This window comes from Parafrankia sp. FMc2, from assembly GCF_041008525.1.
Taxonomy (GTDB): Bacteria; Actinomycetota; Actinomycetes; order Frankiales; family Frankiaceae; genus Parafrankia.
This window is the reverse complement of record NZ_JBFLUG010000066.1, coordinates 9634-34869: the sequence shown is the minus strand read 5'-3', so window position 1 is coordinate 34869 and position 25236 is coordinate 9634. Positions and strand designations below refer to the sequence as shown.

The window sequence follows — 25236 nt, the reverse complement described above, 5'->3', positions numbered from 1 at the left end:
ACGCAAACCCGCGGTTCCGAGGGAGTAGATCACAGATGACGCAGCCGTCGAGCATGTTCGATCTCATCGGCGAGCAGGCGGAGGACCGTCCTTACTACGAGACCGGTGGCCGAGGCAGATCGCACGAGTTCTACACCGGTGAGGAGCAGTTCCGTCGCGAGATGGACCGCATCTACGGGCGGCGTTGGCTGCCCGTGGAGCATGTTTCGCGGCTGCGGGATAAGGGCTCCTATTCAACCGTCGGCATAGGCACGGGCTCGGTGCTTCTGCTACACGGCGACGACGGGGTCCAGGCATACCACAACTACTGTCGGCACCGCGGGTACAAGTTGGTGGAAGAGGCGGTCGGCCGCCGGCAGAGCATTGTGTGCATGTACCACTGCTGGGTCTATGACAGAAACGGGCGCCTGAAGAGCCACAACGGCACCTACCTTCCCCACTTCTTCGACAAGAGCGCCAACGGCCTGCTGCCGATCCGGACCGAGATCCGCCACGGAGTCGTGTTCGTCAACTTCGCCGACGAGGCTACTGCCCCGGGCGGATTTCCCGACCTCGACGAGACGCTCGGCGAGTTCGGCGAGTTCGCGCGCGTGTACGAGCTGGACAAGCTGGAGTGCGTGCAGGCGAAGGACTACTCCGTGGCCTGCAACTGGAAACTGGTCGCGCACAACGTCAACGAGAGCCTGCATTTTCCGACCGCGCACAAGGACCTGCACCGCATCACGGACTTCGACGACGCCGGAACCTACGACCTCAGCGGCGACCTCGTCGGCGCCTGGCAGACGATCCGGGATGACTACAACTCGATATCGATGACCGGACGCAGCGACCGTGCCCCGATGCCGCTCGTCCCCGACGGTGACCTGCGAAAGGTCAACTGGATAACCATTCTTCCGAACCTCCTGTTCGCCTTCACCGCCGACTATGTGTTCATGCAGTGGGTCTGGCCCGAGACACCGGGCACCTGTTACGTCCGTCATTTCTGGCTCTTCCACCCGACTGAGACAGTGCGGAGTGACTTCTCCCACGAGGCGGTCTTCGCGCTGTGGGACAAGGCGAACTACGAGGACTGGGAGATGTGCGAGCGCACGCACCGCGGGCTGGCGAACCCACATTGGGCTCCAGGACAGCTCTCCCTGGACGAGGAGGTCGTCTCGCAGATCGACAGTTGGGTGGCACGGACCGCCGGGGGCACGCGATGAGCGGCGTTGTCCGGTGCTACCTCATCGGCGGCACGCGGGTGCTGACCCGGTGCGCGGCCCGCTTGCTGGAGGCCGGGGTACAGGTGGAGGGCATCTTCACCGACGACCCGATGGCGGTGGCGTGGGCGGGGGAGAACGGCGTACGGGTGCTCGACCCGCAGGGCGACCTGGTGACCCCGCTGCGGGAGAAGCCGTTCGACTACCTGCTGAGCGTGGTGAACTTCCGAATCCTGACTCCGGAGGTGTTGGCCCTGCCGGAGGTCGCCGCCATCAACTTCCACGATGGCCCGCTGCCCCGGTACTCGGGTAGCCATGTGGCGGCCTGGGCGCTGTTCGAGGGCGCCGAACGGCATGCGGTGACCTGGCATGTCATGACCCGCGAGGTGGACGCCGGCGCCGTACTTCTCGAACGCTGGTTCCCCGTTCGGCACCTGTCGACGGCGATCTCGCTGACCTATGAGGCTGCCGAGATCGGCGTCGAGCTGTTCGAGAGGCTCGTCGAACCCATCAGTTCGCGGACGTTGCCCGACCCGGTCGACGTCGGCACCCGGGAGCGGCGGTTCTACCGTCGCGCGGCACGAATGGCCGGCGGCGGCCTGATCCACTCCGGTACCTCGACCGTCGATGCCGAGCGGATCTCCAAGGCGCTTGACTACGGCTCGTTCCCCAATCCGCTGGGTCTGCCGACGCTGGTCACCGACCGGGGCGCCGTCTTCACCCGACAGGTCCGGAGGCTGGCCGGTGAGGAACGCCGTCCTGTTGCGGTCGTCGCCGCCGTCACAGAGTCGGCGATCACGGTGGCGGGGACGGACGCTGACCTGGTGTTCAGCGATTTCGCCGGGATGGATGGCAGCGCGCTGAGCGCCCGGGCGGCGGCGCAGCGCCTCGGACTGACCGTGGGCGCGCCGGTACCGCCGGCCGGTCGGCTGGAGGCGATCGCGGCCGCGCAGCCGGAGCTGCGTGATGACGAGCCGTGGTGGCGGGCGCGGCTGGGCGATCTGGTGCCGGCCGCGATCCCGACCCGGGACTTCTCCGCTGACGCGGCGCACTACATCCGTTGCGAACTGGCCTACCTGCCGGTCGCGCGGAGCGAGGTGCTGGCGGTGATCGACGCCTTTCTCGCCGCCCTTTCCGCTCATACAGGTCAGCGCGTGTTCGACTTCGCCTGGTCCCCGGCCTCGGCTGCCCGGCGGGCCGCGAGGACGCTCGGAATCGCCGCGCCGCGGCTCCCGGTGCGCTACGACGCCGACGACCCGCGTGGTCTGGCGGGTCACTTCGACGAGGCGGCTGCCCGTGGCGGGTACGCCTCGGACCTGGAACTGAGGGTCGGTGTCTCACCCCGTCCGATCGGCTCCGACACGCCGACGTTCACCGGGGTCGCAGTTGTGGAACGCGACGAAGAGCAGGCGGCCGAGGCTGAAGCGGACGCCGAGGTGATCCTCCTGTTCGCCGCCGCCGAGGCGCCGGCGGTGATCGTTCGGCGGACGGCGATGGACACCGAGAGTGCGTTGTCGTTCGCCGAGCATGTCGAGGAACTGGCGTTGTCCGCGCTCCGACCCGGTACCAGCGGTGCGGCCGCGGACACCGACACCGACACCGCCGCGGACACCGACACCGGCACTGCCAGAGAGCGGATCGACACCGTCCTGGAGCTCGTCGCCGCTGCGGCGCGGCTCCACCCCCTCGCCGTGGCCGTGCGCAGCGGGACCCAGGAGATCGACTACGCCAGGCTCGACACCTGGGCCGATGCGATCGCCGCCCATCTGTCGGTGTGGGGTGCGGAGCCGGGCTCGACCGTGGGCGTGCTCGTCGAACGTGGTCCGGCCCTGATTCCGGTGATGCTCGGTGTTCTGCGCGCCGGTGCTGCCTTCCTGCCGCTCGACCCGTCCTATCCGCTCGAACGGCTCCGTCAGTACATCGAGAGGTCCGGCTGCGCGCTGGTCGTCACCGACGCTGCGAACAGGGAACTCGGTGACTCGCTCGGCACCGCCGTGCCGGTGCCGCCCGCCGACGGTTCTGCGATGCCCGTCCCGCCGGCCGTCACCGGCTCCGACCTCGCGTACGTGCTGTTCACGAGTGGATCGACCGGCGAGCCGAAGGGCGTGGAGATCGAACACGCCGCGCTGGGGAACTTCCTCACCGGTATCGGCGAGCGGCTGTCGATCACCTCAGACGACATCGTGCTGGCCCACACGACCGTGGCGTTCGACATCTCGCTGCTTGAGCTACTGGTGCCGCTGACCCTTGGCGCCACCGTGGAGCTGGCGTCCCGCGAGCAGGCGCGCAGCCCGCGGGACCTGGCCCGGCTGATCAGCGGGGTGAGCGTCGCCCAGGCCACCCCGAGTCTGTGGCGCCTGCTGTTGGAGACCGGCTGGACGCCGCACGAGCGGCTCGCCGTGCTCTCCGGCGGGGAGGCGTTGCCGACGAGACTCGCGGAGCGCCTGCGCGCGACGTCCCGCGAACTGTGGAACCTGTACGGCCCGACCGAGGCGACCATCTGGGTCTCGGCTCATCGGGTGGACGAATCGGTGGGCTTCCTCCCGCTCGGGGAACCGCTGCCGAGGCTGGCTCTGCACGTGCTTGACGGCGACCTGCGACCCTGTGCACCCGACGAGACCGGTGAGCTGTACCTGTCCGGTGCCGGCCTGGCACGCGGCTACGTGGGCGCGCCGGAGCGCACGGCGGATGTCTTCATCGTGCACCCGGAGACCGGGACGCGGATGTACCGCACCGGCGACGAGGCCCGGCGCCATCTCGACAGGTCGATCGAATGGCTGGGGCGCGCCGACTCCCAGGTCAAGATCCGGGGGAACCGGATCGAACCCGCCGAGATCGAGCGGACGCTGGAAGGGGCCCCTGGCATCCGGGCGGCTGTGGTGATCGCCGTGCCGTTCGAGGGGCTGGGCGAGCCCCGGCTGACCGCCTACCTGGTGGCCGAGCGCCGGCCCGCAAAAGCGGAGCTCGACGCGTTCCTGGCGGCCCGGTTGCCCGAGTACATGGTGCCGGGCTTCTACGTGCTCATCGACGCGGTGCCGCTGACCGGCAACGGTAAGACAGACCGGGCGCGGCTCCCGAGACCGACCGGTGACACGATCATTCGCTCGAGCACGCCGCCGAGCGCTGCGCCGTCGGAAGCGGTGGCGGTGGCGCAGCGGGCCGTGGAGCCGGCCCCGGTTCTGGCAGAGGTCCCGGTTCTGGCAGAGGCGTCGGCGCCGGTCGTGGCGCGGACCGCCGGCCCCGAGCACCGGGGGGCTCCAGACGAACCGGGCCCCGGCCGCCGCGCACAGGATGACGTGGTCAGGTCCGTCAGCCGGGTCTTCGCGGCGGTCCTGGGCCGTGCCGAGATGGCCGGCGACGACAACTTCTTCGACCTGGGCGGAGATTCGGCGAACGTCGTCGTCGCGGCCGCAGCCCTCACCCGCGAGCTGGGTCGGGAGGTCGGCGCGCCCGAGATCATCGCCACCGGAACCCCGGTGAGGCTGGCAGGGCTACTGGAGTCCGTCGCTGCACCCGCCGCCAGCGCCAGCGTCGCCGCCACCGCCACCGTGGCCTCTGCCGGGCGCGCCGCCGAGGTCGAGTCCGCCGTACCGGCGTCCTCCCTCCCCACTCCTCGGGACGGTGACCACCAGGCACCCCTGGCTGTGATCGGTCTGGCATGCCGGTTCCCCGGCGCGAATACACCTGACGAGTTCTGGGCCAACCTCGCCGCGGGCGTCCGCAGCGTCGGGCCGGCGCCGGCCGACCACCGCGGCTGGGGCCATCTCTGGGCCGAGGCGGACCGCATGCCGGCGGCCTGGGTCAACGACATCGAACTGTTCGACGCTGACCGGTTCACCATCTCCCATCGGGAGGCACGCCGACTCGACCCTCTGCAGAGACTGCTCCTGTCGGTTACGGACGAGGCTCTGGAGAGCTGCGGGTACGACGCGGCAGCCCTGGGGTCGAACACCGCGGTGTTCGTCGGCACCATCGCCAGTGACTTCCCGGAACTGGTGGCCAGCAGCGTCGGGCACGACGACCCCCATGTCGCCACCGGCAGCGCGATGTCGATGCTGGCCAACCGTGTCTCGCATGTGTTCGGCTGGTCCGGCCCGAGCCTCACCGTGGACACGGCGTGCTCCTCCTCGCTGGTGGCTCTGCATCTGGCCGCGGCCCAGCTGCGCGCCGGCGCCGTCGATGCGGCTGTCGTGGGCGCCGCCAATCTGGTGCTCACCCCGGACAAGACGCGCTCGTTCGCCCGCAACGGGATGCTCTCGCCCCGCGGCCTGTGCCGGACGTTCGACGACGGCGCCGACGGTTACGTGCGCGGCGAGGGCGCCGGAGTGATCCTGCTCAAGCGGCTCGCCGATGCGGAGCGGGACGGCGATCCGGTGCTCGCCGTGGTCCGCGGCACCGCGGTCAACCATGTCGGCGCCGACGCGGGTTTCCTGACGGCCCCGAGCCGCCCTGCGCAGGAGGCCGTCCTGCGGGCTGCGCTCACCGCGTCCGGGACGGACAGCCTCGGCTACGTCGAGGCGCACGGAACGGGCACCCAGCTGGGCGACCTCATCGAGCTGGAGGCACTGCGGGCGGTCCTGGGCGGGGCGGGCCCCGGTTCGGTAGCCATCGGCTCGGTCAAGACCAACATCGGTCACCTGGAACCGGCGGCCGGTATCGCCGGAGTCATCAAGACGATCCTGGCGATGCAGGCCGGGCAGATCCCTGCCTCCGTGAACCTCGGCTCCCCCAACAGGGCGTTCCCGTTCGAGGATTCGCCGCTGTTCGTCGCCGACCGGTTGCTGCCCTGGTCCGGCCCGCGCGTCGCGGGAGTGAGCAGCTTCGGCTTCGGCGGCACGAACGCCCATGCAGTCCTGGAAGCGCCGCCGGCAAAGCCCGCCGAACCCCAGACGATCAGCCTGCTCGTGCTGTCAGCCGAATCGGCCGAGGCCCTGCTCGGGCTGGCCGGCCGCTTGGTGAGAATGATCAGGTCGCCGCTCTGTCCGCCGCTGGCGGCGTTGTGCGCGGCCAGTCGCCGACGGACGCCGGCGCGTCACCGGCTGGCCTGTGTGGCCGACAGCATCGAGCAGCTCGACGACAAGCTGAGCCTCTTCCTGGCCGGTGTGCGTACCGCCCGGTCCGTCTATCTGGGCGAGGCTCACGGAACCTCGGTCCAGCCCGTGCCGGAGGAGGCGGCCGGTCGCGCCGGTCTGGCGGCGGCGGCGCTTCGGTTCGTCGCGGGCGCGGACCTCGCGGCGGAGCCGCGCCGGCACGGCGTGCGGTTCCCGACCGCCCCTCATGCACCGACCCGGCTGTGGCTCGAACCCGCGGACCTGGAGCGGATAGCCACGCCGCCCGTCGTCGCACCGGCAGCCTCCGTGGGTGAACCGGTGCAAGAACGCACCTGGTCGGAGCATCCGCAGGCCGCCGAGCACATCGTGCTGAACAGGGCGACCCTTCCCGGGGCGAGCTACCCCGGCCGGGTCGCAGAGCTCCTCGGTCGGGACCGGTTCACCCTGCGCCGCATGCGCCTGGGCGCACCGGTGTATCCGCCGGCGACGCTGACAGCACGCCGGGAGCACACCATCGTGTTCCACGACGACGCCGGAGTCGCGGTCTGCGAGGCGGAGATCGAAGACACGCGCCCGACCGCGGCCGGCGAGTCCGTCCTGGCCTTCCCCGGCACGGTGGACGGATTCGACGCTGTCGACCTGGCCGCCGTCTACCGGGACTTCGAACGGCACGGCCTGCGGTACGGCGCAACGTTCCGGTGCCTCACGTCGCTGGCGGTGGCCCCGGGCGAGGCGGTCGGGACGCTGCGGGTAGACCGGACGGACGGCCAGGTGGACGCCCGGCTGCTCGACGGTGCGTTCCAGGTTGCGCTCGCGGCCTGCGGTGCGGACGGGCTGTACGTGCCGTTCCTCATCGACCGCCTGACGGTGGAGGGCACGCTGCCCGCCACCGTGCGGGTGTACGCGCGCCAGGACAGGCCTGTGTCCGGTGCGGGGGTCCTGACCGCAAGCCTGGTGATGACCGACGGCGCCGGTCTCCTGCTCGAGGCCCGCGGCGTGACCTGGAAGCGCCTCTCCGCCTCGCGGCCGGCGCCGCCCCCCGGGGCGGACGCGCAGCCGGACCGTGCGCAGCGGCCGGACCGTTCGCCGGCATCGTCGCCTCGGGTCGGCAGACCCCACGCCGCGTCGGTGTCGGCGACCAGCAACGGGCACCGCCCCGGCACAGCCACCCGCATCGAGTGGGCCCTCGCACAGTGGGTGGCGGGCGCCCTCGAGATCGATCCCGAGGCACTCGATCTCGACCGCCCGCTGGAGGATCAGGGGCTGGACTCGATGCTGGCGGTGTCGCTCGCCCAGGACATCCGGGCGCGACTCGGCGTGGACATCCCGATCACCCTTGTCCTTGAGGCCGGGACCGTGACCGCTCTCGCCCGCGACCTGAGGGAGGGCTACGGGGTACCTGCGCTGGTGCCTCCCGCCGACGGCTCGCAGGACCGGACCCCGCCGCCGGCCGCTCCCGCGACTCTCGCGCCTCCGGTGGCTTCCGCGCCTCCGGTGGCTTCCGCCGCTCCCGCGGCGGTCGCTGAACCGGCGGCGGTCGCTGAACCGGCGGCGGACCAGGCCGAGGTGCGTGCGCAGGACATCGCTGTCATCGGCCTGGACGGGATCTTCCCCGGTGCGGCGAACCCCGCCGAGCTGTGGCGCCTGCTGATGGACGGGCAGGACTGCCTTCAGGAGGTGCCGAAGTCTCGCTGGGACATCGACGCCTACTACTCCGAGGAACCGGCCGCCGGCACGGTGTACCTGCGCCGGGCCGGGTTCGTGGACGAGCTCACCAGCTTCGACCCGGGCTTCTTCCAGATCTCGCCCGCCGAGGCCGAGTGGATGGACCCGCAGCAGCGCCACCTGATCCAGTCCGCCTGGCGGGCGCTCGAGGATGCTGGAGTGGCCGGGAGGCTGTCCGGCGAGTCGGTGGGTGTCTTCGTCGGGGCGAGCTATCAGCACTACCGTGACCAGGTCGTCGGCGAGGTTGTGCAGACCGCGGCCGGCCTGGGGAACCACAACGCCATTCTGGCGAACCGGGTCAGTCATTTCCTGAATCTGCGCGGGCCGAGTATGACGATTGACACGTTGTGTTCGTCGTCGTTGGTGGCGTTGCACACGGCGGTGCGCAGCCTCCGCTCCGGAGAATGTGATCAGGCTATCGTCGCCGGCGTTCACATGGGTGTTTCTCCGCAGTACTTCCAGCTGGGTTCACGTCTCCGTTCCTTCTCGCCTTCCGGGGTGTCGCGGCCTTTTGATGCGGCGGCTGACGGTTTTGTGCCGGGTGAGGGTGTGGTGACGGTGGTGTTGAGGCCGTTGGGGGCGGCGCTGCGCGCGGGGGATCGTGTTCACGGGGTGATTCGGGGTACGGCGGTCAATCATGGTGGTCGGTCGGGTGGGTTGACGGTGCCGTCGAGTGCGGCGCAGGCGGAGGTGGTGGTGGCGGCGTTGGTGGATGCGGGGGTGGATCCGGGGAGTGTGGGGTTGTTGGAGGCGCACGGGACGGGTACGGGGCTGGGTGATCCGATCGAGGTGGAGGGGTTGACGCGGGCGTGGCGGGGTTTCACGTCGCGGTCGCAGTTCTGTGCGTTGGGGTCGGTGAAGGGGAATATTGGTCATCTGGAGCCGGCGGCGGGGTTGGCGGGTCTGGTGAAGGTGTTGTTGGCGATGCGGTACGGGGTTATTCCGCCGACGGTGCGGGTGCGGCGTCCGAATGATCACATTGTTTTCGAGAGTACGCCGTTCTATCTGGTGGATCGTCCGGTGGAGTGGGTGGGTGGTGGTGTGCCGCGGCGGGCGGCGGTGAGTGCGTTCGGGATGGGTGGGACGAATGCGCATGTGGTGGTGGAGGAGGCGCCGGCGGTGGTGCGGTCGCGGTCGTCGTCGCAGGACGGTTTTGTGGTGCGGGTGAGTGGGGCGAGTGAGATGGCGGTGCGCCGGCTCGCCGAGAGCTACGCCGCCCACCTGGCCGACTCCGACCAGCCACTGGGCGACATCGCGTACACCGCCAATGTCGGGCGTGCCTCGCATCGGTTCCGGGTGGCTGTTTCGGGCGCGCAGCGCGCCGAGCTGGCGTCCGCCATGACCGAGGTGGCCGCCGGCACCCGGCCCGTGGGTCGCCGCGCCAACCAGCCGCCGCTGACCGCCTTCCTGTTCACCGGCCAGGGCTCCCAGCATGCGGGCATGGGCCGCGGTCTGTACGACGCGGAGCCGCTGTTCCGGGCCGCGCTCGACGAGTGCGCCGAGCTCCTCGCGCCGCATTGCGACCAGCCGCTGCTGGAACTTCTCTTCGGGACCGCCCGGGGCAGTCTCGACGAGACGCGCTACGCGCAGGTCGGCATCGTCAGCGTGCAGGTCGCTCTGGTTCGGTTGCTCGAAGCCTGGGGCGTCGTGCCCGACATGGTCGTCGGGCACAGCGTGGGCGAGCTCACCGCCGCCTGGGCGGCCGGCGTTTTCGACCTGCCGGATCTGCTGCGGCTCGTCGCCTCGCGCGGGCAGCTCATGCACGCGCAGCCCGGCGCGGGCACCATGGCGGCCGTCCTCGCCGACGCCGACGTGTTGCGCGGCGCCCTCAGCGGCCATCCAGAAGTGGAGGTCGCCGCCTACAACAGCCCGACGAGCATCACGGTGAGCGGGCCTACCTCGGCTGTCGAGCGGTTCCGCGCCGAGGCGCCGTTCCGGACGACGCGGCTCGCCGTGAGTCACGCCTTCCACTCGGCCGCCATGGCGGGCGCGGTTGGCGGGTTCGAGGCGACGATGAAGGTGACCCCCCGGAATGCGCCACGTGTCCCGTTCGCCTCCACCCTGACTGGCGACTGGTACACCGAGCAGCCGGAGACGGATGCGGCGGCGGCGTGGGCACGGGCGATCCGCGAACCGGTGCGGTTCGCCGAGGCGCTGACCCGGATTCACGACGGCGGCGCACGAGTGTTCTGGGAGATCGGCCCGGACACGGCGCTGACGGCACCTGCGCGGGCGACCCTGCCCGGCTCGGATCTGCGCTGGCGGCACACCCTCCGCCGGGGCCGGCCCGACCAGCCGGAGTTGCACGCCGCAGTGGCGGCGCACTACAGCGACGGCTCCGCCGAGGTGCTGTGGCAGGCCGTCCACGCGGGCAAGGGCCACCGCACCACGGACATCCCCGGCTATCCCTTCGACCGGCAGCCGCTGGCGGTGCCGTCGGTGCTGGCGGGCGCCTCGGCCCGGCCTGACGAGCCGGCCGCGCATCCGCTGTTCGACCGCCGTTACGAGACTCAGGGGGCGGCACTGTGACCCGTCGTACCGAGACCTACGAGAAGACGTTCAGCGCCGCGGACGAGATTCTCGCCCAACACCGCTCGGGTGGCGTCGCGATGCTGCCCGCCGCGATCCAGCTGGAAATGGCGATCGTCGCTGTCACTGGTGCCGGCCCCTTCACCCCGGTCGAGCTGACTGGTGTGGAGTTCGTCCGCCCGTTCACCATGACGGGTGAGGAGCGGGGCACACTTCGCCTGGACGCCGTTCCCGGCGACCCGACGCAGTTCGAACTGTCGCGACTGGACGGCCCGGACCCCGCCGACCCGCGGCGCGTTCGGATCTCGGGCGGTCTGGGCCGCCGCCTGTCCCCGGGTCCCGCGCTCGCCGTACCCGCGCTCGCCGTACCCGCGCTCGCCGTGCCCGCGGCCTCCGTATCCGTCGACCCGACGCACCTCTATACGCGATGGGGCGGCTCCGGGCTGAAGTACGGCCCGTTGTTCCAGACCATCCGGAGCCTTTCGGTCGGCGACGGCGTGGCGGAGGCGTCGCTGAGCCTCCCCGCGTCGGCAGAGCCGTGGTATGCCCAGCCCCTGCTGCTCGACGGTGTGCTGCAGGTGATGAGCTGCGCCCTGCAGGACGATCCGGACCACCCGCGGCCGATGGTGCCGATCGCAGTGTCCCGGCTGACGCTGGTCGGCCCGCTGGCCCCGTCGGCGGGCGAGCTCCGGGTGGTGGCCCGGCGCACCGAGGTCACGGGCGCCTACGCGGCGGGGGACGCCATCGTGGTCGACCCGCTGGGCAGGACGCTCGCCGAACTGACCGGCGCGCGCCTGCGGTACCCCGTCCCCGTCCCGTTTCCCGCGCTCGCCCCGGGCCTGCTGACCGCGATCCGATGGTCGCCGGCCGACCCACCGCCGCGGGCGACGGAACTCGCCGGTACCTGGGTCGTCGTCGGCGGCCGGGCGGTTGGGGCGCGGCTCGGGGATCCGCTCGCGGGTGCCCTGCGCGCCGCCGGAGCCGAGGTCGTGACCGTCGACGACGAGGATGTCTGCGACGAGGCGAACTGGGGCGCCTTCTGGTCCCGTGTCACCGACGACATCGCGGGCGTCGTGTACCTGCCGGCCACCGGCGCCGCCCGTGAGGACGAGGAGGAGCTCCGCGACGGCCTGAACGGCTTCGCGACCATGGTCCGCACGCTGGCCGGCCGGCAGCGCGCATCGCGGTTGGTCGTGGTCACGGAGAACGGCCAGGCCGTGGCGGGGGACGACCGTCCCATACCGGCCCGCGGCGCGCTGTGGGGCCTCGTCCGCACCGCGGCGATCGAGTATCCGCGCCTGCGTCCGCGCCTCGTCGATCTCGACGCCACCTCCGATGCCGCGGCCGTACTGGCCGAGCTCGGTGACGGCCCCGTCGAGATCGGCTATCGCCACGGTGTCCGCTTGGCCCCCGTGCGCGTGGAGCTCGAGGCGTCGCGGGAGCCGACGCCGGTCCGGCGATCAGGCCGCTACCTGATCATCGGTGGGCACGGAGGCCTGGGCCTGGCGGTGGCCGGCCGTTTCGCGCGCGACGGTGCGGGCGCGGTGGCGCTGGTGAGCCGGTCCGGCGGGGCTCGCCTCGACAAGGGCGCGCTGGCCGAGATCACCGGGCACGGCTGCGCGGTCGCCTCGTACGCGGCCGACGTCTGTGATCGGGACGAGCTCGCGACGGTGATCCGCTCCTTCGAGGACAGGCACGGCGCGCTCCACGGAGTCGTACTCGCCGCGGGGACGCTGCGGGACGGCCTGATCCGAGGCATGTCCGCCGAGGATCTGGCCGAGGTGCTCCGGCCCAAGGCCACCGCGGTCCGTGCACTGGCCGCGGTGGTGGACGTCTCGGCGCTGGACTTCGCCGTGTTGTTCGCCTCGGTGTCGGGTGCCTTCGGCAACCTCGGGCAGGGCGGTTACGCGGCCGCCAACGCGTATCTCGACGCCTACGCGTACTCCGGGCCGCCCTGGCTGAGCATCGACTGGGGCCTGTGGGGCGAGATCGGCATGGGCGCCGCGGTCGCAGACCAGCTCCAGCGGCGCGGTGTGCGGCCCCTGGCGACGGAGGAGGCCCTGGACGCGCTTTCTCCGGCGCTGGCCAGTGGGCTTCGCCAGGTGGTGATCGCTCACCCCGATGCCGCGCATCCCCCGGTGCGCCAGACGGCCGCCGAGACGGCGGCGCGGACGGACGTCCGGCCCGGCCCGCCGACCTCGGAGTCGTCGTCCGCCGGTGTGGCATCGCCGACTGGTGTGGTGCCGCCGACTGGTGTGGTGCCGCCCGCCGGCGTGGAGTCGCCGGCGGCGGGGGAACGAGTCGCCGAGGAACTGGGATCCTTCCTGGCCGAGCGCCTCGGCCTGACCGGCTTCGATCCGTCCGTCCCGCTGTCCGACTACGGGATCAGCTCGATCCTGAGTGTCGAGCTGTCCGAGGAACTGTCCCGCCGCTGGGGCACCCGGCTTCCCGCCACGCTGTTTCTGGAGTACGACGACGTCGCCGAGCTGACGGCGGCGCTGGTGGACCGGTACACGGCACATCCGCCCGCGCGTCCGTCGTCCTCGGAGACATCCGGATCGACTCCCGCCGCGGCGCCGACCCTTGTCGTGGCAGGCGCCGCCGACCAATCGGCGGGCGCAGGCGGCGAGGTCCGGGAAGTAGCTCGGGACGGGGCGCGGGACATCGCTGTCGTGGCCGTCTCCGGCGACTTCCCCGGAGTGTCGGACCTGGACGAGCTGTGGTCCGTGCTGCGCGCGGGCGGCGATGTGTTCACCGAGGTGCCGGGCGACCGGTGGGACGTCGACGCGCACTATCAGCGGCGCGGCCAGGAGAACGGCACGTACTGCCGAATCGGTGCCTTCGTTACCGAGATGGACCGGTTCGACCCGCGGTTCTTCGGCATCTCCCCGCGTGAGGCCGACGAGATGGACCCGCAACAGAAACTGCTGCTGGAGCACGCCTGGTCGGTGGTCGACGGGAGCGGGCTCGCGCGACGCCGCGACATCGGCGTGTTCGTCGGAGCGACCTACACCCATCACCGGGACGCGCACGGGCTCGCCGAGGTCGGCCCGCACACCGCCCTGGGCTCCATGAACGCGTTCCTCGCCAACCGGATCTCGTACACGCTGGACCTGACGGGCCCGTCCCAGACCGTCGACACGCTCTGCTCGTCCTCGCTGGTTGCGCTGCACCAGGCCGTCGCGGCGCTGCGGCGCGGTGAGTGCGGCGCGGCGCTGGTCGCGGCCTGCCATGTCGGCCTCACACCCTGGTACTACCGTAGTCTGAGCCGGCTCGGAGCCCTGTCGCCGACCCGACCTCGGCCTTTCGACGAGGAGTCGGACGGCTTCGTGCCCGGCGAGGGCGCCATCGCCGTGATGCTGCGGCCGCTGGCCGACGCCGAGCGCGACGGCGACCACATCTGGGGCGTTCTGCGCGGAACAGCCGTCAACCACGGCGGGCGGGGCAGCGCGCTGACGGTGCCGCGCAGCGCCGCGCAGGCCGCCGTCATCCGCGCCGCGCTGCGCGACGCGAACCTGGCGCCAGCGGACATCTCGATGGTGGAGACCCACGGCACAGCAACCCGGCTCGGCGACCCGATCGAGATCGCGGCGCTCGCGGAGGTACTGGGAGACGGTGTCGATCGCGGCCCCTGCCACCTGGGGTCGGTCAAAGCGAACCTGGGCCACCTGGAGCCGGCGAGCGGTCTCGCCGGCCTGGTGAAGGTGCTGCTGTGCCTGGCGCACGGTGAGATCACGCCGCTGGCCGGCTTCCGGAGCACCGGACCGCACATCGACCTTTCCGCAGCCCCGCTCGTGCTGCCCACCCGGGCGACACCGTGGACCGTGGACGGGCTGCGGCGGGCGGGCATCAGCGCCTTCGGAATGGGCGGCGCCAACGCGCACGTCATCGTCGAGGAGTACTTCACGGGCGACGCCGGCGGTCCTGACGGGCAGGGCACGCCCGTGGGCCGGGCGTCCGCCTCCTCGCCCGGTCCGTCGGCGGGCGAGCATCTTCTAGTGCTGTCCGCGCACACTCCCGAGGCCCTTGCACGCCGGGTCGCGGATGTCGAGCGCTGGCTCGCGGACCGTCATGCGGTCGGCGCCGCCGAGCTGTGCCGCTCCGCGGCGTCGGGCCGGGACCACCGGGCGTTCCGCGTCGCTGTGATCGCGGCGACCGCGGACGGGCTGGCGGCGGGGCTGCGCCGAGTACTGGAGTCGGGGGAGGACATCGCGGGCCAGGTGCTCGACGGCTCGACTCCGGCGGTCGGGCGGGATCTGTCACGAGCACGGGACCTGGCGGATGCGGCGCGACGCTTCGTCGTCGGCGAGGACGTCGATCTGGACGCGTTGTTCACCGGACCTCCCACCCGCAGGGTCAACCTTCCTCCGTACCCGTTCCGAGCACCCGGTGCCCGGAACCGCGACGCCGACGCCGACGCCCCGGGCTCCGCCGTCGTGAAGACAGCCATGGCAGTGCATCGCGTGTTCGGCGAGCCGACCGTGCCGGCGGCGCTGCTGGTCGTGCGGTCGTTGGGCGCCGCGGCCGTCCTGCGGGACGCCACCTTCCTGGCGCGCGGCGCCGGCGCTGGTGACCTGCACAGCGACCTGGCGGGGGCAATCTCGGGGAGCACGGTGACGTTCCGCTACGGCGAGCGGGTCATCGCTCGGCTTCGGCTCGACGGTCCCGCCGAGCCCGAACCGGCCGCGCACGCTGTCGACGAGGTGCGGGCGAACTACCACCGTCGGCTCGACCCCGCGGGGCTCTACGCGTGGTTCGCCGCCCACGGCATGGAGTTCGGCTCGCCGCTGACCGCGATCACTGACATCCACTACTGCCCGGATGGTGTCCTGGCCGGGCTGGCGACCGGCGACCCCGGCCCGTCACGAGCGGTGGCGTCGGTCGACGCCGCGTTGCAGTGCATGGCCGTGCTGACGTTGGCTGATCCGGAGGAGTCCGACCGGGCCTACCTTCCGGTATCGATCGGGCGGACGGTGCGGTGGGGGGACCCGGCTGAGGCGGCCTTCGCGCACCTGCGTGCCGCCGAGACGGATCCTGGGATCCGGCGCGGCACGGTGACGCTGCTCGATCCCACCGGGCGCCCACTCGTCCGGCTTGAGGACGTCGTCTACCGTTCGGTGCCCGCCGCGCCGCGGACCGCGTCGTCCGCGTCGTCCGCGCCGTCCGAACGGGGCGGTGGCGAGCCGGATGCCCGAACTGTGCTCGCCGTGGTGCGCGAGACCATGCGCGATCCGATGATCACTGAAGGTACGGCGCTGTCCGCCGCCGGGCTGGACTCGATGCTCGCCACGGAGATCGCCGTGCGGCTCACCGAACGTCTCGGCGTCTCCGTCACGCCGATGGACGTGCTCGACGCGCGAGACCCGCGTGCGCTCGCTGCCCTCCTGGCCGCCGGGGCCGCGCGGGACGACGGTCCGACCGTGTCGACGGCTGCCACGGTCCCGGCGGTCCCGGCGGTCCCGGCGGTCCCGGTGGTGCCGGCGGCACAGGCGACGGTGGTGGAGCCGGCGGGGCGGGCCGAGCCTGTCCCCGGCGTCGAGCCGACCGATGTCGCCGTGGTCGGGCTGGCGTGCGCGCTGCCCGGCGCCGGTGACCCGGAGCGGTTCTGGTCGCTGCTGAACACCGGCTCCTCGGCGATCAGACCCGCACCCGCCTTCCGCTGGGGCGACCGGTCCGGCGCAGACGGACCTGCCGTCGGCGCGTTCCTGGAGAACATCGAGGAGTTCGACGCGGGCTTCTTCGAGTTCTTCCCGACTCAGGCCGAGGTCCTCGACCCGCAGGTTCGTTGGCTGCTGCGGACGGCCTGGGAGGCCCTGGAATCGGCCGGGATTCCCCCGCGATCGATGTCACCGTCCACCGGGGTCTTCGTCGGGGCGAGCTATCAGCACTATCGCGACCACAACATCGGTCCGGAGCTCGACGCCCCCAGCGGCCTGGGGAATCACAACGCCTTCCTGGCGAACCGGGTCAGTCATTTCCTGAATCTGCGCGGGCCGAGTATGACGATTGACACGTTGTGTTCGTCGTCGTTGGTGGCGTTGCACACGGCGGTGCGCAGCCTCCGTTCCGGAGAATGCGATCAGGCCATCGTCGCCGGTGTGCGACTCGGTATTTCTCCCCTGCACTACACCGCCATGAACAATCTGCGGGCGATATCCCCTTCCGGTGTGTCGCGGCCTTTTGATGCGGCGGCTGACGGTTTTGTGCCGGGTGAGGGTGTGGTGACGGTGGTGTTGAGGCCGTTGGGGGCGGCGCTGCGCGCGGGGGATCGTGTTCACGGGGTGATTCGGGGTACGGCGGTCAATCATGGTGGTCGGTCGGGTGGGTTGACGGTGCCGTCGAGTGCGGCGCAGGCGGAGGTGGTGGTGGCGGCGTTGGTGGATGCGGGGGTGGATCCGGGGAGTGTGGGGTTGTTGGAGGCGCACGGGACGGGTACGGGGCTGGGTGATCCGATCGAGGTGGAGGGGTTGACGCGGGCGTGGCGGGGTTTCACGTCGCGGTCGCAGTTCTGTGCGTTGGGGTCGGTGAAGGGGAATATTGGTCATCTGGAGCCGGCGGCGGGGTTGGCGGGTCTGGTGAAGGTGTTGTTGGCGATGCGGTACGGGGTTATTCCGCCGACGGTGCGGGTGCGGCGTCCGAATGATCACATTGTTTTCGAGAGTACGCCGTTCTATCTGGTGGATCGTCCGGTGGAGTGGGTGGGTGGTGGTGTGCCGCGGCGGGCGGCGGTGAGTGCGTTCGGGATGGGTGGGACGAATGCGCATGTGGTGGTGGAGGAGGCGCCGGCGGTGGTGCGGTCGCGGTCGTCGTCGCAGGACGGTTTTGTGGTGCGGGTGAGTGGGGCGAGTGAGGTGGCGGTGCGCCGGCTCGCCGAGAGCTATGCCGACCGGTTCGCGGCGGCGTCGAGCGACACCGAACTCGTCGACCTCTGCCACACCGCCAACGTCGGTCGGTCGCCGTTGCGGTTCCAGTCCGCGGTGTACGGGCGGACCGCGCAGGACACGGTGCGTGGGCTTCGTGACATCGCCGAGGGTCGGCTCCCGGTCGTGGAGGCCGACGAGTCGGTACCCGGCCAGCCGGATGCTCCGCAGGAGCGGGCCGCGATCGCGCAGGCCATCCGGCGGGGTCGCGCCGACGTCGACTGGGCGGCGCTGTCCGCGCCCGGGGCGAGTGTCACCGATCTTCCCACCTACCCGTTCGCCGGTGATCGTTTCTGGCGGGAGCCGGGTACGACGTCCGGCCAGGCACCCACCGCTGTGCGGCAGACCTGGCGGCTCGACCCGGTCAGCGACGGCGTGGCGGCGGGCGGTGGTGCGGCGGCCGGCGGCGGCGGCGGGATGACCGTCTCGTTGGTCGGCGTCGGTGTGGGCGCGCTGCGTGACGCGTTGCGCGATCTCGGTGTGACCGTGGCCCCGGCGGGCGCACCGACCGACACGGCTGTGATGCTCGGCGCGGGCGACGGCCTGGAGGACTACTTCTGGACGGTGCTGCGCTCCCTGACGGCCGACACGGTCGTGTGGGTGGATCACGGGATGGCCGTGGTCGACGAGTCCGACCGCGCGCGGCTGCGGCCCGACGCCGCGGCGAGGGCGGCCGCCATTCGCGCGGCCTGCGCGGAGATCCGGTCGACCGCGCTGGTTCTTGATCTCGATCCCGGCGATTCTCCGGCCGCATGGGCCCGGCAGATCTTCGCCGAACTGGCTTCGCCGCAGGAGGAGCGGAGCGCGGGGAGGACGGTGGCCTACCGGCGCGGTACCCGTCACACCATGTGGGAGACACCCGCGACGGCGGGGCCATCCACGCCCATGGAGTCGGACGGGTACTACCTCGTGACCGGGGGGCTCGGCGCGGTCGGTCGGCGGCTGGCCGGTCGCCTCGTCGACAGGGGGGCCACCCGGCTCGGCATTCTCGGCCGCTCGGCGGTCGACCTCGGTCAGGACGGACCGCTCCGGGACCTGAGTCTGCGCGCGGAGGTCGACTACGTCTCCTGCGACGTGTCGGACGCCACGGCCGTGACCGCGGCGGTGGCTCGGTTCGGTGCCCGCTGGGGTCGCCTCATCGGTGTCGTGCACAGTTCGGGTGTCGCCAATCCGCTCGGCCCGGTACGCCGTCGTGAATGGACGGCCGCGGCCCGGGTGGTGGCCCCGAAACGGTCGGGGTCGGAGCATCTGACCCGGCTCGCCCAGGAGCAGGGCGCCGACTTCGTGGTGCTGGTCTCGTCGCTCGCCGGCGTACTGGCGGACGCGGGTCGCGGCCTGGTCGACTACTCCCTCGCCAACGCCTACCAGCTCGCCCTGGCCGAGCGGGAGAGCGGCCATTCCACTGTCGTCACCGCGCACGCCTGGCCCGACTGGACGGGTGTGGGGCTGGCCGCGGCGGCTTCCTTCGGCGCCGCGCACGCCATCTCGGTCGACGAAGGGCTCGCCGCCTTCGACGCGCACCTGCGTTCCGGCGGCGCGGTGATCTTCCCTGGGGCGAGGCTGGCGCCGCCGCGGCCGGAGGTGTCGCCGCCGCGGCCCGAGGTGTCGCGGCAGCTGCGGGAGGCGCCGCCGATCCCGGTGAGCGCGGGACGGGCGTCGCCCGCCCCGCCGGCGTCCACCCTCAGGCTCGTGCGAGACGCATTCCTTGAGGTTCTCGGCACTGATCCCGGCGACTGCGCGCTGGCCGACCTCGGTCTGGACTCGCTGATGATCGCTAGCCTGGTGGGAGCGATTGAGCGCCGGCACGGCGACACCGTCGATCCGTCGACGGTCATGGAGGCCAGGAGCGGTACCGACCTCGCGGCGAGACTGGCCGCGACATCCGCCGCGACATCCGGGCCGGAACCGGCCGCGGCGCGGCCCCCGGCCGTTCTCGCGGGGACAGCCGAGGTGACCTCGCCTGCGGTTGCCCCCGGCGGCGGGGGAGCCGCGCCGACGGATCAACGGATCGCCGTGATCGGCCTGGCGGTGCGGTTGCCCGGCGCGGAGGACGTCGAAGATCTGCGTTGGATGCTCGCTCAGGACTCGGTCGAGGTGAGCGATGTCCCGGCGGGGCGCTGGGCACGCGATCTGTACCTCGGCGACGGCGACCACCAGGGCCGCCACGAACGCGGTGCGTTCCTGTCGGACCCCTTCGCCTTCGACCACGCCGCGTTCGGGCTGACCGCCGCGGACGCGCTCCTGCTCGACCCGCAGCAGAGGGTGATGCTCGAGGTGGGCTCCCGCGCTCTGGAGGACGCCGGTTACCTCGGCCGGCGGCCGAGGCTGGCCGCGGGCGTCTACGTCGCCGCGCGAATGAACTCCTACGGCTTCGACCATGGCCGCGGCCTCGCGCCGACCGACATCGGCCCGCCGAACCCGGCCGCGCTCTGGGGACGCTCGCAGAACTTCACGGCCGCCTGGATGTCGGACCGGTTCGACCTGGCCGGACCGAGCCTGGTCGTCGACAGCGCCTGCTCCTCCTCGCTCACGGCGGTCTGGCTCGCCTGCCAGAGCCTGCGGGCCGGAGCCTGCGACCTCGCCGTCGTCGGCGCTGTCGACCTGCTGATCGACCCCCTCACCTATGTGCTGCTGTCCCGGACGGGCGCGCTCTCGCCGGACGGCCTGTGCCACACCTTCGACGAGCGGGCCAACGGATACGTGCCCGGAGAGGGAGCCGTCGCGATGGTGCTCAAGCCGATGGCCGCCGCCCTCGCAGACGGCGACCTCGTGCTCGGGGCGATCACCGGGTCGGCGGTGAACAACGACGGCCGCACCATGGGAGTCACCACGCCGAACCTGCGGGCACAGGTCGAACTGCTCGAGGACGTGTACTCGAGGGTTGATCCGACCACCGTGCAGTACGTCGAGGCGCACGGCACCGGCACGATGATCGGTGACCCGATCGAGGTGCAGGCGCTGCGGGAGGTCTTCGGCCGGCAGGGGATGGCACCCGGATCCGTGGCGCTCGGCTCGTTGAAGCGCCGTATCGGCCACCTGCACTCCGCCGCCGGGCTCGCCGGCCTGGCCAAGGTGCTGACCTGCCTGCGTGACGGACTGCTGCCGGGTACGGCCGTCGAGCGGCCCAATCGCCGGCTGCGGCTGGAGGAGAGCCCGTTCCATCTGCCTGCCGAGTCCGGTGAGTGGCCGCGGTCCGCGGTGCGCCGGGCCGGGGTGAGCTGCTTCGGTTTCGGCGGCACGAACGGGCACGTCGTCGCAGAGGCGGTGCCGGTGCGGGAACCGGAGCCACGTGCGTCGCGGACCGTCGAGGTGCTGACGCTGTCCGCCGGCAGCGACGCCGCGCTGCGCGAGCTGGCCGCCCAGTGGCTGCGCTTCCTGCCCGCGAACGCCGGGGATCTGGGGAACGTGTGCGCGACGGCGCGGCTGGCACGTCCGCATCGGTCCGTGCGTCTGGCGGTGACCGGCGTGAACGCCGCCGAGCTCGCCGCGGCGCTGCGCGGACGGCTGCTGGCCACTGCCCCGGAGCGCTCCGCGGCCGCGGACGTCGTCGGCCCCGACGCCGAGCGGGCACGTGTGGCCGTGGAGCGGTACGAGGCCGGCCGAGCCGTCGACTGGGAGGCCTTCCAGGCGGGCATGCCGTGGGTCACCCGGCTCCTGCCGGCACCACAGCTCGAAGGCGTCTCGCTGGACCTGCGGGAGCCGCTGCGTTCCCCGCAGGCCGGCTCACCCGTGGTCCTGGACGCCGACGGTCCGGACGGCTATGCCTTCTCGCGGGTGTTCTCTCCGGGGGAGACGCTGATCGCGCAGCATCAGGTCTACCGGACGGCGATGCTGCCGGGCGTCGCCTGGTTCGACTTCCTCGGGCAGGGAGTCGAACTGCGGGGCGAGACCTTCCACGGCACGCGCGACGTGCTGTTCCACCGGCCCCTGCTACCGGCCGAGGCGTCGCGGGTGATCTGCCGGGTGCACGGCGACGGGCGATTCACGATCGGCGACGACGAGGGGCCGTTCGTCACCGGGCAGATGGAGAGCGCGCCCGCCGCGCCGCCGCAGCCTGTTCCCCTGGACACGCTTCTACCGATGTGCGGCCAGCCGCACGCGGGCTCCGACGTCTACCGCTGGCTGCGCCGGATCGGCTATCACCATGGCCGGTACTACCGCAACATCTCCTGGGTGGCCGCGCTTTCCGGCGGCGGTACCCTGGCCCGGATCGAGGGCGGTCGGCAGCGCGCGATGAACCCGCCGGAGGCACGCCTGTTCCCAGGCCTGCTCGACAGCGTGACCATCGCGGCGATCGACCCGGGCAGCGCGGTGTTCGGTGCCCGGGACGCGGCGGCCTTCATCCCGCTGTCCGTCGGACGCATCCAGGTGCTGGGGTCGCTGGAGAACGCCGCCTACGTCCGCACCGACGTCGCGTTCTGGAACACCGAGGCCTGCCGCGTGACGCAGACCGTCACCGACGAGTCGGGAATCCCGCTGCTGGTGTTCGTCGACCTCTCCTCGAAGCGTGTGCCCGCGCAGGCGTTCGCCGGACACCCCGACCCCGCGGCCCCCGCGCCGGCCGCCGTCGTGCCCGCGAATCTCTCGCCGGCCGCCGACGCACCCCGGGCCCGGCCGTCGCATGGCAGGGCCGCGGCGGCGCCGGCTGGCGTGGAACCGGCGGAGCGGGCCCTGGCGTGGTTCCTCGGGCAGGCCGGGATCGACGAGGACGACGCCGACACCGAATTCCTCTCGGCCGGCTTCGACTCGGTCGGGTTGGTGGACCTCAGCGACCGCCTCTCGCGTGAGTACGACCTGGCGCTTTACCCAGCGGTGTTCTTCGAGTTCTCGACGGCGCAGGTCTTCGCCGACTACCTGGCGGGTGAGGCCCCGGACTTCGTCGCCGGGCTGGCCCCGCGGTTGCCGCAGGCGCCGCAGAGCGTCGCCCCGTCTGGCGGCCATGCCCCCGTACCGTCGGCGGAACCTCTCGTCGCCCCGGCGGCGGAGCCGACCCGAGTCGACGAGCCGTCCGCTGTGACTGCGGCCGCCGCTGTGGCCGGTTCGGCCGCGGTTATCGGGTCCGCTGCCCCGACCGATCGGATCTCCGCCCGTGACGTCGCGGTCGTCGGTGCTGCGGTGCGGGTGCCGACTGCCCAGTCGCCGGCGGAGTTCTGGGCGCTGCTCCGAGAGGGCCGGGACACTGTCGGCCCGCTTCCAGAGGGCCGCCGGCGGCCGGGGGCCGCCGAGATCCCACAAGCGTCCTTCCTCGACCGGGTCGACGAGTTCGACCCGGGCCCGTTCCGGATCTCCGCCCGAGAGGCCCCGCTGATCGACCCCCAGGCACGCATCCTCTATGAGGTCATCTGGTCGGCGCTGGAAGACGGCGGGCAGCTCGGTGAGCGCGTCGCCGGCAACCGGACGGGTCTGTGGATCGCCTACAGCCACGACCACTACCACGAGGAGCGCGTGCGTCACGGCGTCTCCGAAGGCCGAGGACTCGGCCTGGAGGCGATGATCCCGAACCGGTTGTCCTTCCTGATGGACTGGCACGGACCCAGCCTCGTGGTGAACACCCTGTGCTCCTCCTCGTTGGTGGCGGTGCACACGGCCCTGCAGCACCTGCGCGCCGGCGACATCGACACCGCGGTGATCGGAGCTGTGCACGCGGCCGTGAGCCCGGAGTACTTCCTGTCCATGGACAACCTCGGGGCGTTGTCGCCGCGGCGGCGCTGCCGGGCGTTCGACGACTCCGCGGACGGATTCGTGCCGGGCGAGGGCGCGGTCGCCGTCGTGTTGCGGCGGGCACCGGACGCCGTGCGCGATGGCGACCGGATCCGGGGCCTGATCAAGGGAACGGCGGTGAACCACGGGGGCCGGACCACCCGGTACTCCGCGCCCAGTGTCCGGGCCCAGCAGGAGGTGATCGCCGCCGCGCTCGCCGACGCCGACGTCGAGCCCTCCTCCATCGGCCTGCTGGAGGCACACGGCACCGGCACCAGCCTCGGTGACCCGATCGAGGTGGACGGCGTCACCCGGGCCTGGCGCGCGCGTACTGACCAGAACCAGTTCTGCGCGTTGGGGTCGGTCAAGTCGAACCTCGGCCACCTGGAGCCGGCGGCGGGACTGGTCGGCCTGGTGAAGGTCCTGCTGGCGATGGAGCACGGCACCATCCCGCCCACCCTGCACGTACAGCGGCCCAACGGCCGGGTGGAGTTCGAGCGGACGCCGTTCTACCTGGTCGACCGCTCGACCGCGTGGTCCGCCGGGCCCACGCCTCGGCGCGCGGGTGTCAGCGCCTTCGGCATGGGGGGAGTCAACGCGCATCTCATCGTCGAGGAGCCGCCGGTGCCCGACCGGCTGCCGAGGGCGTCGCGCGGCAGCCATCTCCTGCGGGTCGCGGGTGTCACCGAGTCCGCGGTACGCGAACTGGCCGCCGCCTACGCCGACCGGCTGGGTGCGGAGTCGGAGGACGCCCTGGACGCCTTCTGCTACACCGCGAACACGGGACGGGCGGCGCTGCGGTACCAGACTGTCGTGGCTGGCTCCGGCCGCGACCAGCTCGTGGACGGTCTGCGTCGGGTCGCCCGGGGACAGACCGCGGCGGTCCGGCTCACCCGCAGGCGGACCCCGGTGGCGTATCTGTTCACCGGCCAGGGATCGCAGTACCCGGAGATGGGGAGGGAGCTGTACGCCGCGGAGCCGGTGTTCCGCCAGGCGTTGGAGGAGTGCGACGAGCTGCTGCGGCCGCACACCGACCTCCCGCTGCTGGATGTGCTTTTCGGTTCGTCCGCGGACCACATCCACCAGACCCGGTATGCGCAGCCGGCCATCGTGAGCGTCCAGGTCGCCCTGGCCGCCCTGCTGCGCGGCTGGGGGGTGCGCCCCGACATGGTGATCGGCCACAGCGTCGGGGAGCTCACCGCCGCTCATGTCGCCGGCGTCCTCGACCTGCCGGATCTGCTCGCGCTGGTCGCTCTGCGAGGCAGGCTCATGCAGGCACAGCCCGCGGACGGGACCATGGCTGTCGTCACCGCCGAGGCGGGGGCGCTTCAAGCGGAGCTCACCGCGTTCCCGGAAGTGGAGATCGCGGCCTACAACGCCCCGCGCAGTATCACCGTCAGCGGGCCGGCCGCGGCCGTCGAGCGGTTCCGGGCCGCCACAGCGCACCCGACGACCGGCCTGACCGTGAGCCACGCCTTCCACTCCGCCGCGATGGTCGGTGCCGTGGGGTCCTTCCGGGAGGCGGTCGGCTCGGTGGCGTTCCGGCCCCCCGCGCTGCCACTGGCATCGACGGTGACCGGTGGCTGGCACACCGAGCGGACCGTCGCCGACCCGTCCACCTGGGCGGACGCGATCCGCCTGCCGGTTCGCTACACCCAGGCCCTCGCCGCCCTGCACCGTGAGTGCGAGCCCGGGGTGTATCTGGAAATCGGGTCGCAGCCCCACCTCACGCCGCCGAGCAGGGCGACGCTGCCCGACTCGGCGGTGAGCTGGCTGCACACGCTGCGGCGCAACCAGCCGGATCTGCGGCAGATGCACTCGGCGCTCGCCTCGCTGTGCAATGCCGGCGCCGCCGCCGTGCCGTGGCCGGCGCTGCACGCGGCTACCGGGCGCCGCGTAGCGGACATTCCCGGCTACCCGTTCGCCCGTGAACGGTTCTGGGTGCCAGAAGTGTCGGAGACGCCGGCTACTGTGGCCACCGCGAAGAAGACGAAGGATCCTGCGCCGGAGCAATCATCGGTGGCGGATCCGGAGCCAGCACGAGAGCCGGTGGAAGCCGGCCCACACCTGCATCCGCTCCTCGGGGACACCCGCATTCTGGAAGTTCGGTGA

3 protein-coding genes are annotated in these 25236 nt (G+C 72.0%); all 3 read left to right on the top strand.

Annotated features, from left to right (window positions below; translation table 11 throughout):
- The first annotated feature begins 35 nt into the window (after positions 1 to 35).
- The 3 genes from AB1460_RS21555 to AB1460_RS21545 are packed head-to-tail and all read left to right on the top strand — an operon-like array spanning position 36 to position 25236.
- Positions 36 to 1202 carry an aromatic ring-hydroxylating oxygenase subunit alpha gene (locus AB1460_RS21555; protein ID WP_368963631.1) on the top strand — a complete coding sequence of 389 codons (1167 nt, stop codon included), beginning with the start codon at positions 36 to 38 and terminating at the stop codon, positions 1200 to 1202.
- On the top strand, positions 1199 to 10504 hold the full coding sequence (locus tag AB1460_RS21550) for an amino acid adenylation domain-containing protein (protein WP_368963630.1): 9306 nt from the start codon (positions 1199 to 1201) through the stop codon (positions 10502 to 10504). The genes AB1460_RS21555 and AB1460_RS21550 overlap by 4 nt, the downstream gene beginning before the upstream one ends.
- Entirely contained in the window at positions 10501 to 25236 is a 14736-nt protein-coding gene (locus AB1460_RS21545) for an SDR family NAD(P)-dependent oxidoreductase (RefSeq protein WP_368963628.1), read from the top strand. Before AB1460_RS21550 ends, AB1460_RS21545 begins: the two co-directional genes overlap by 4 nt.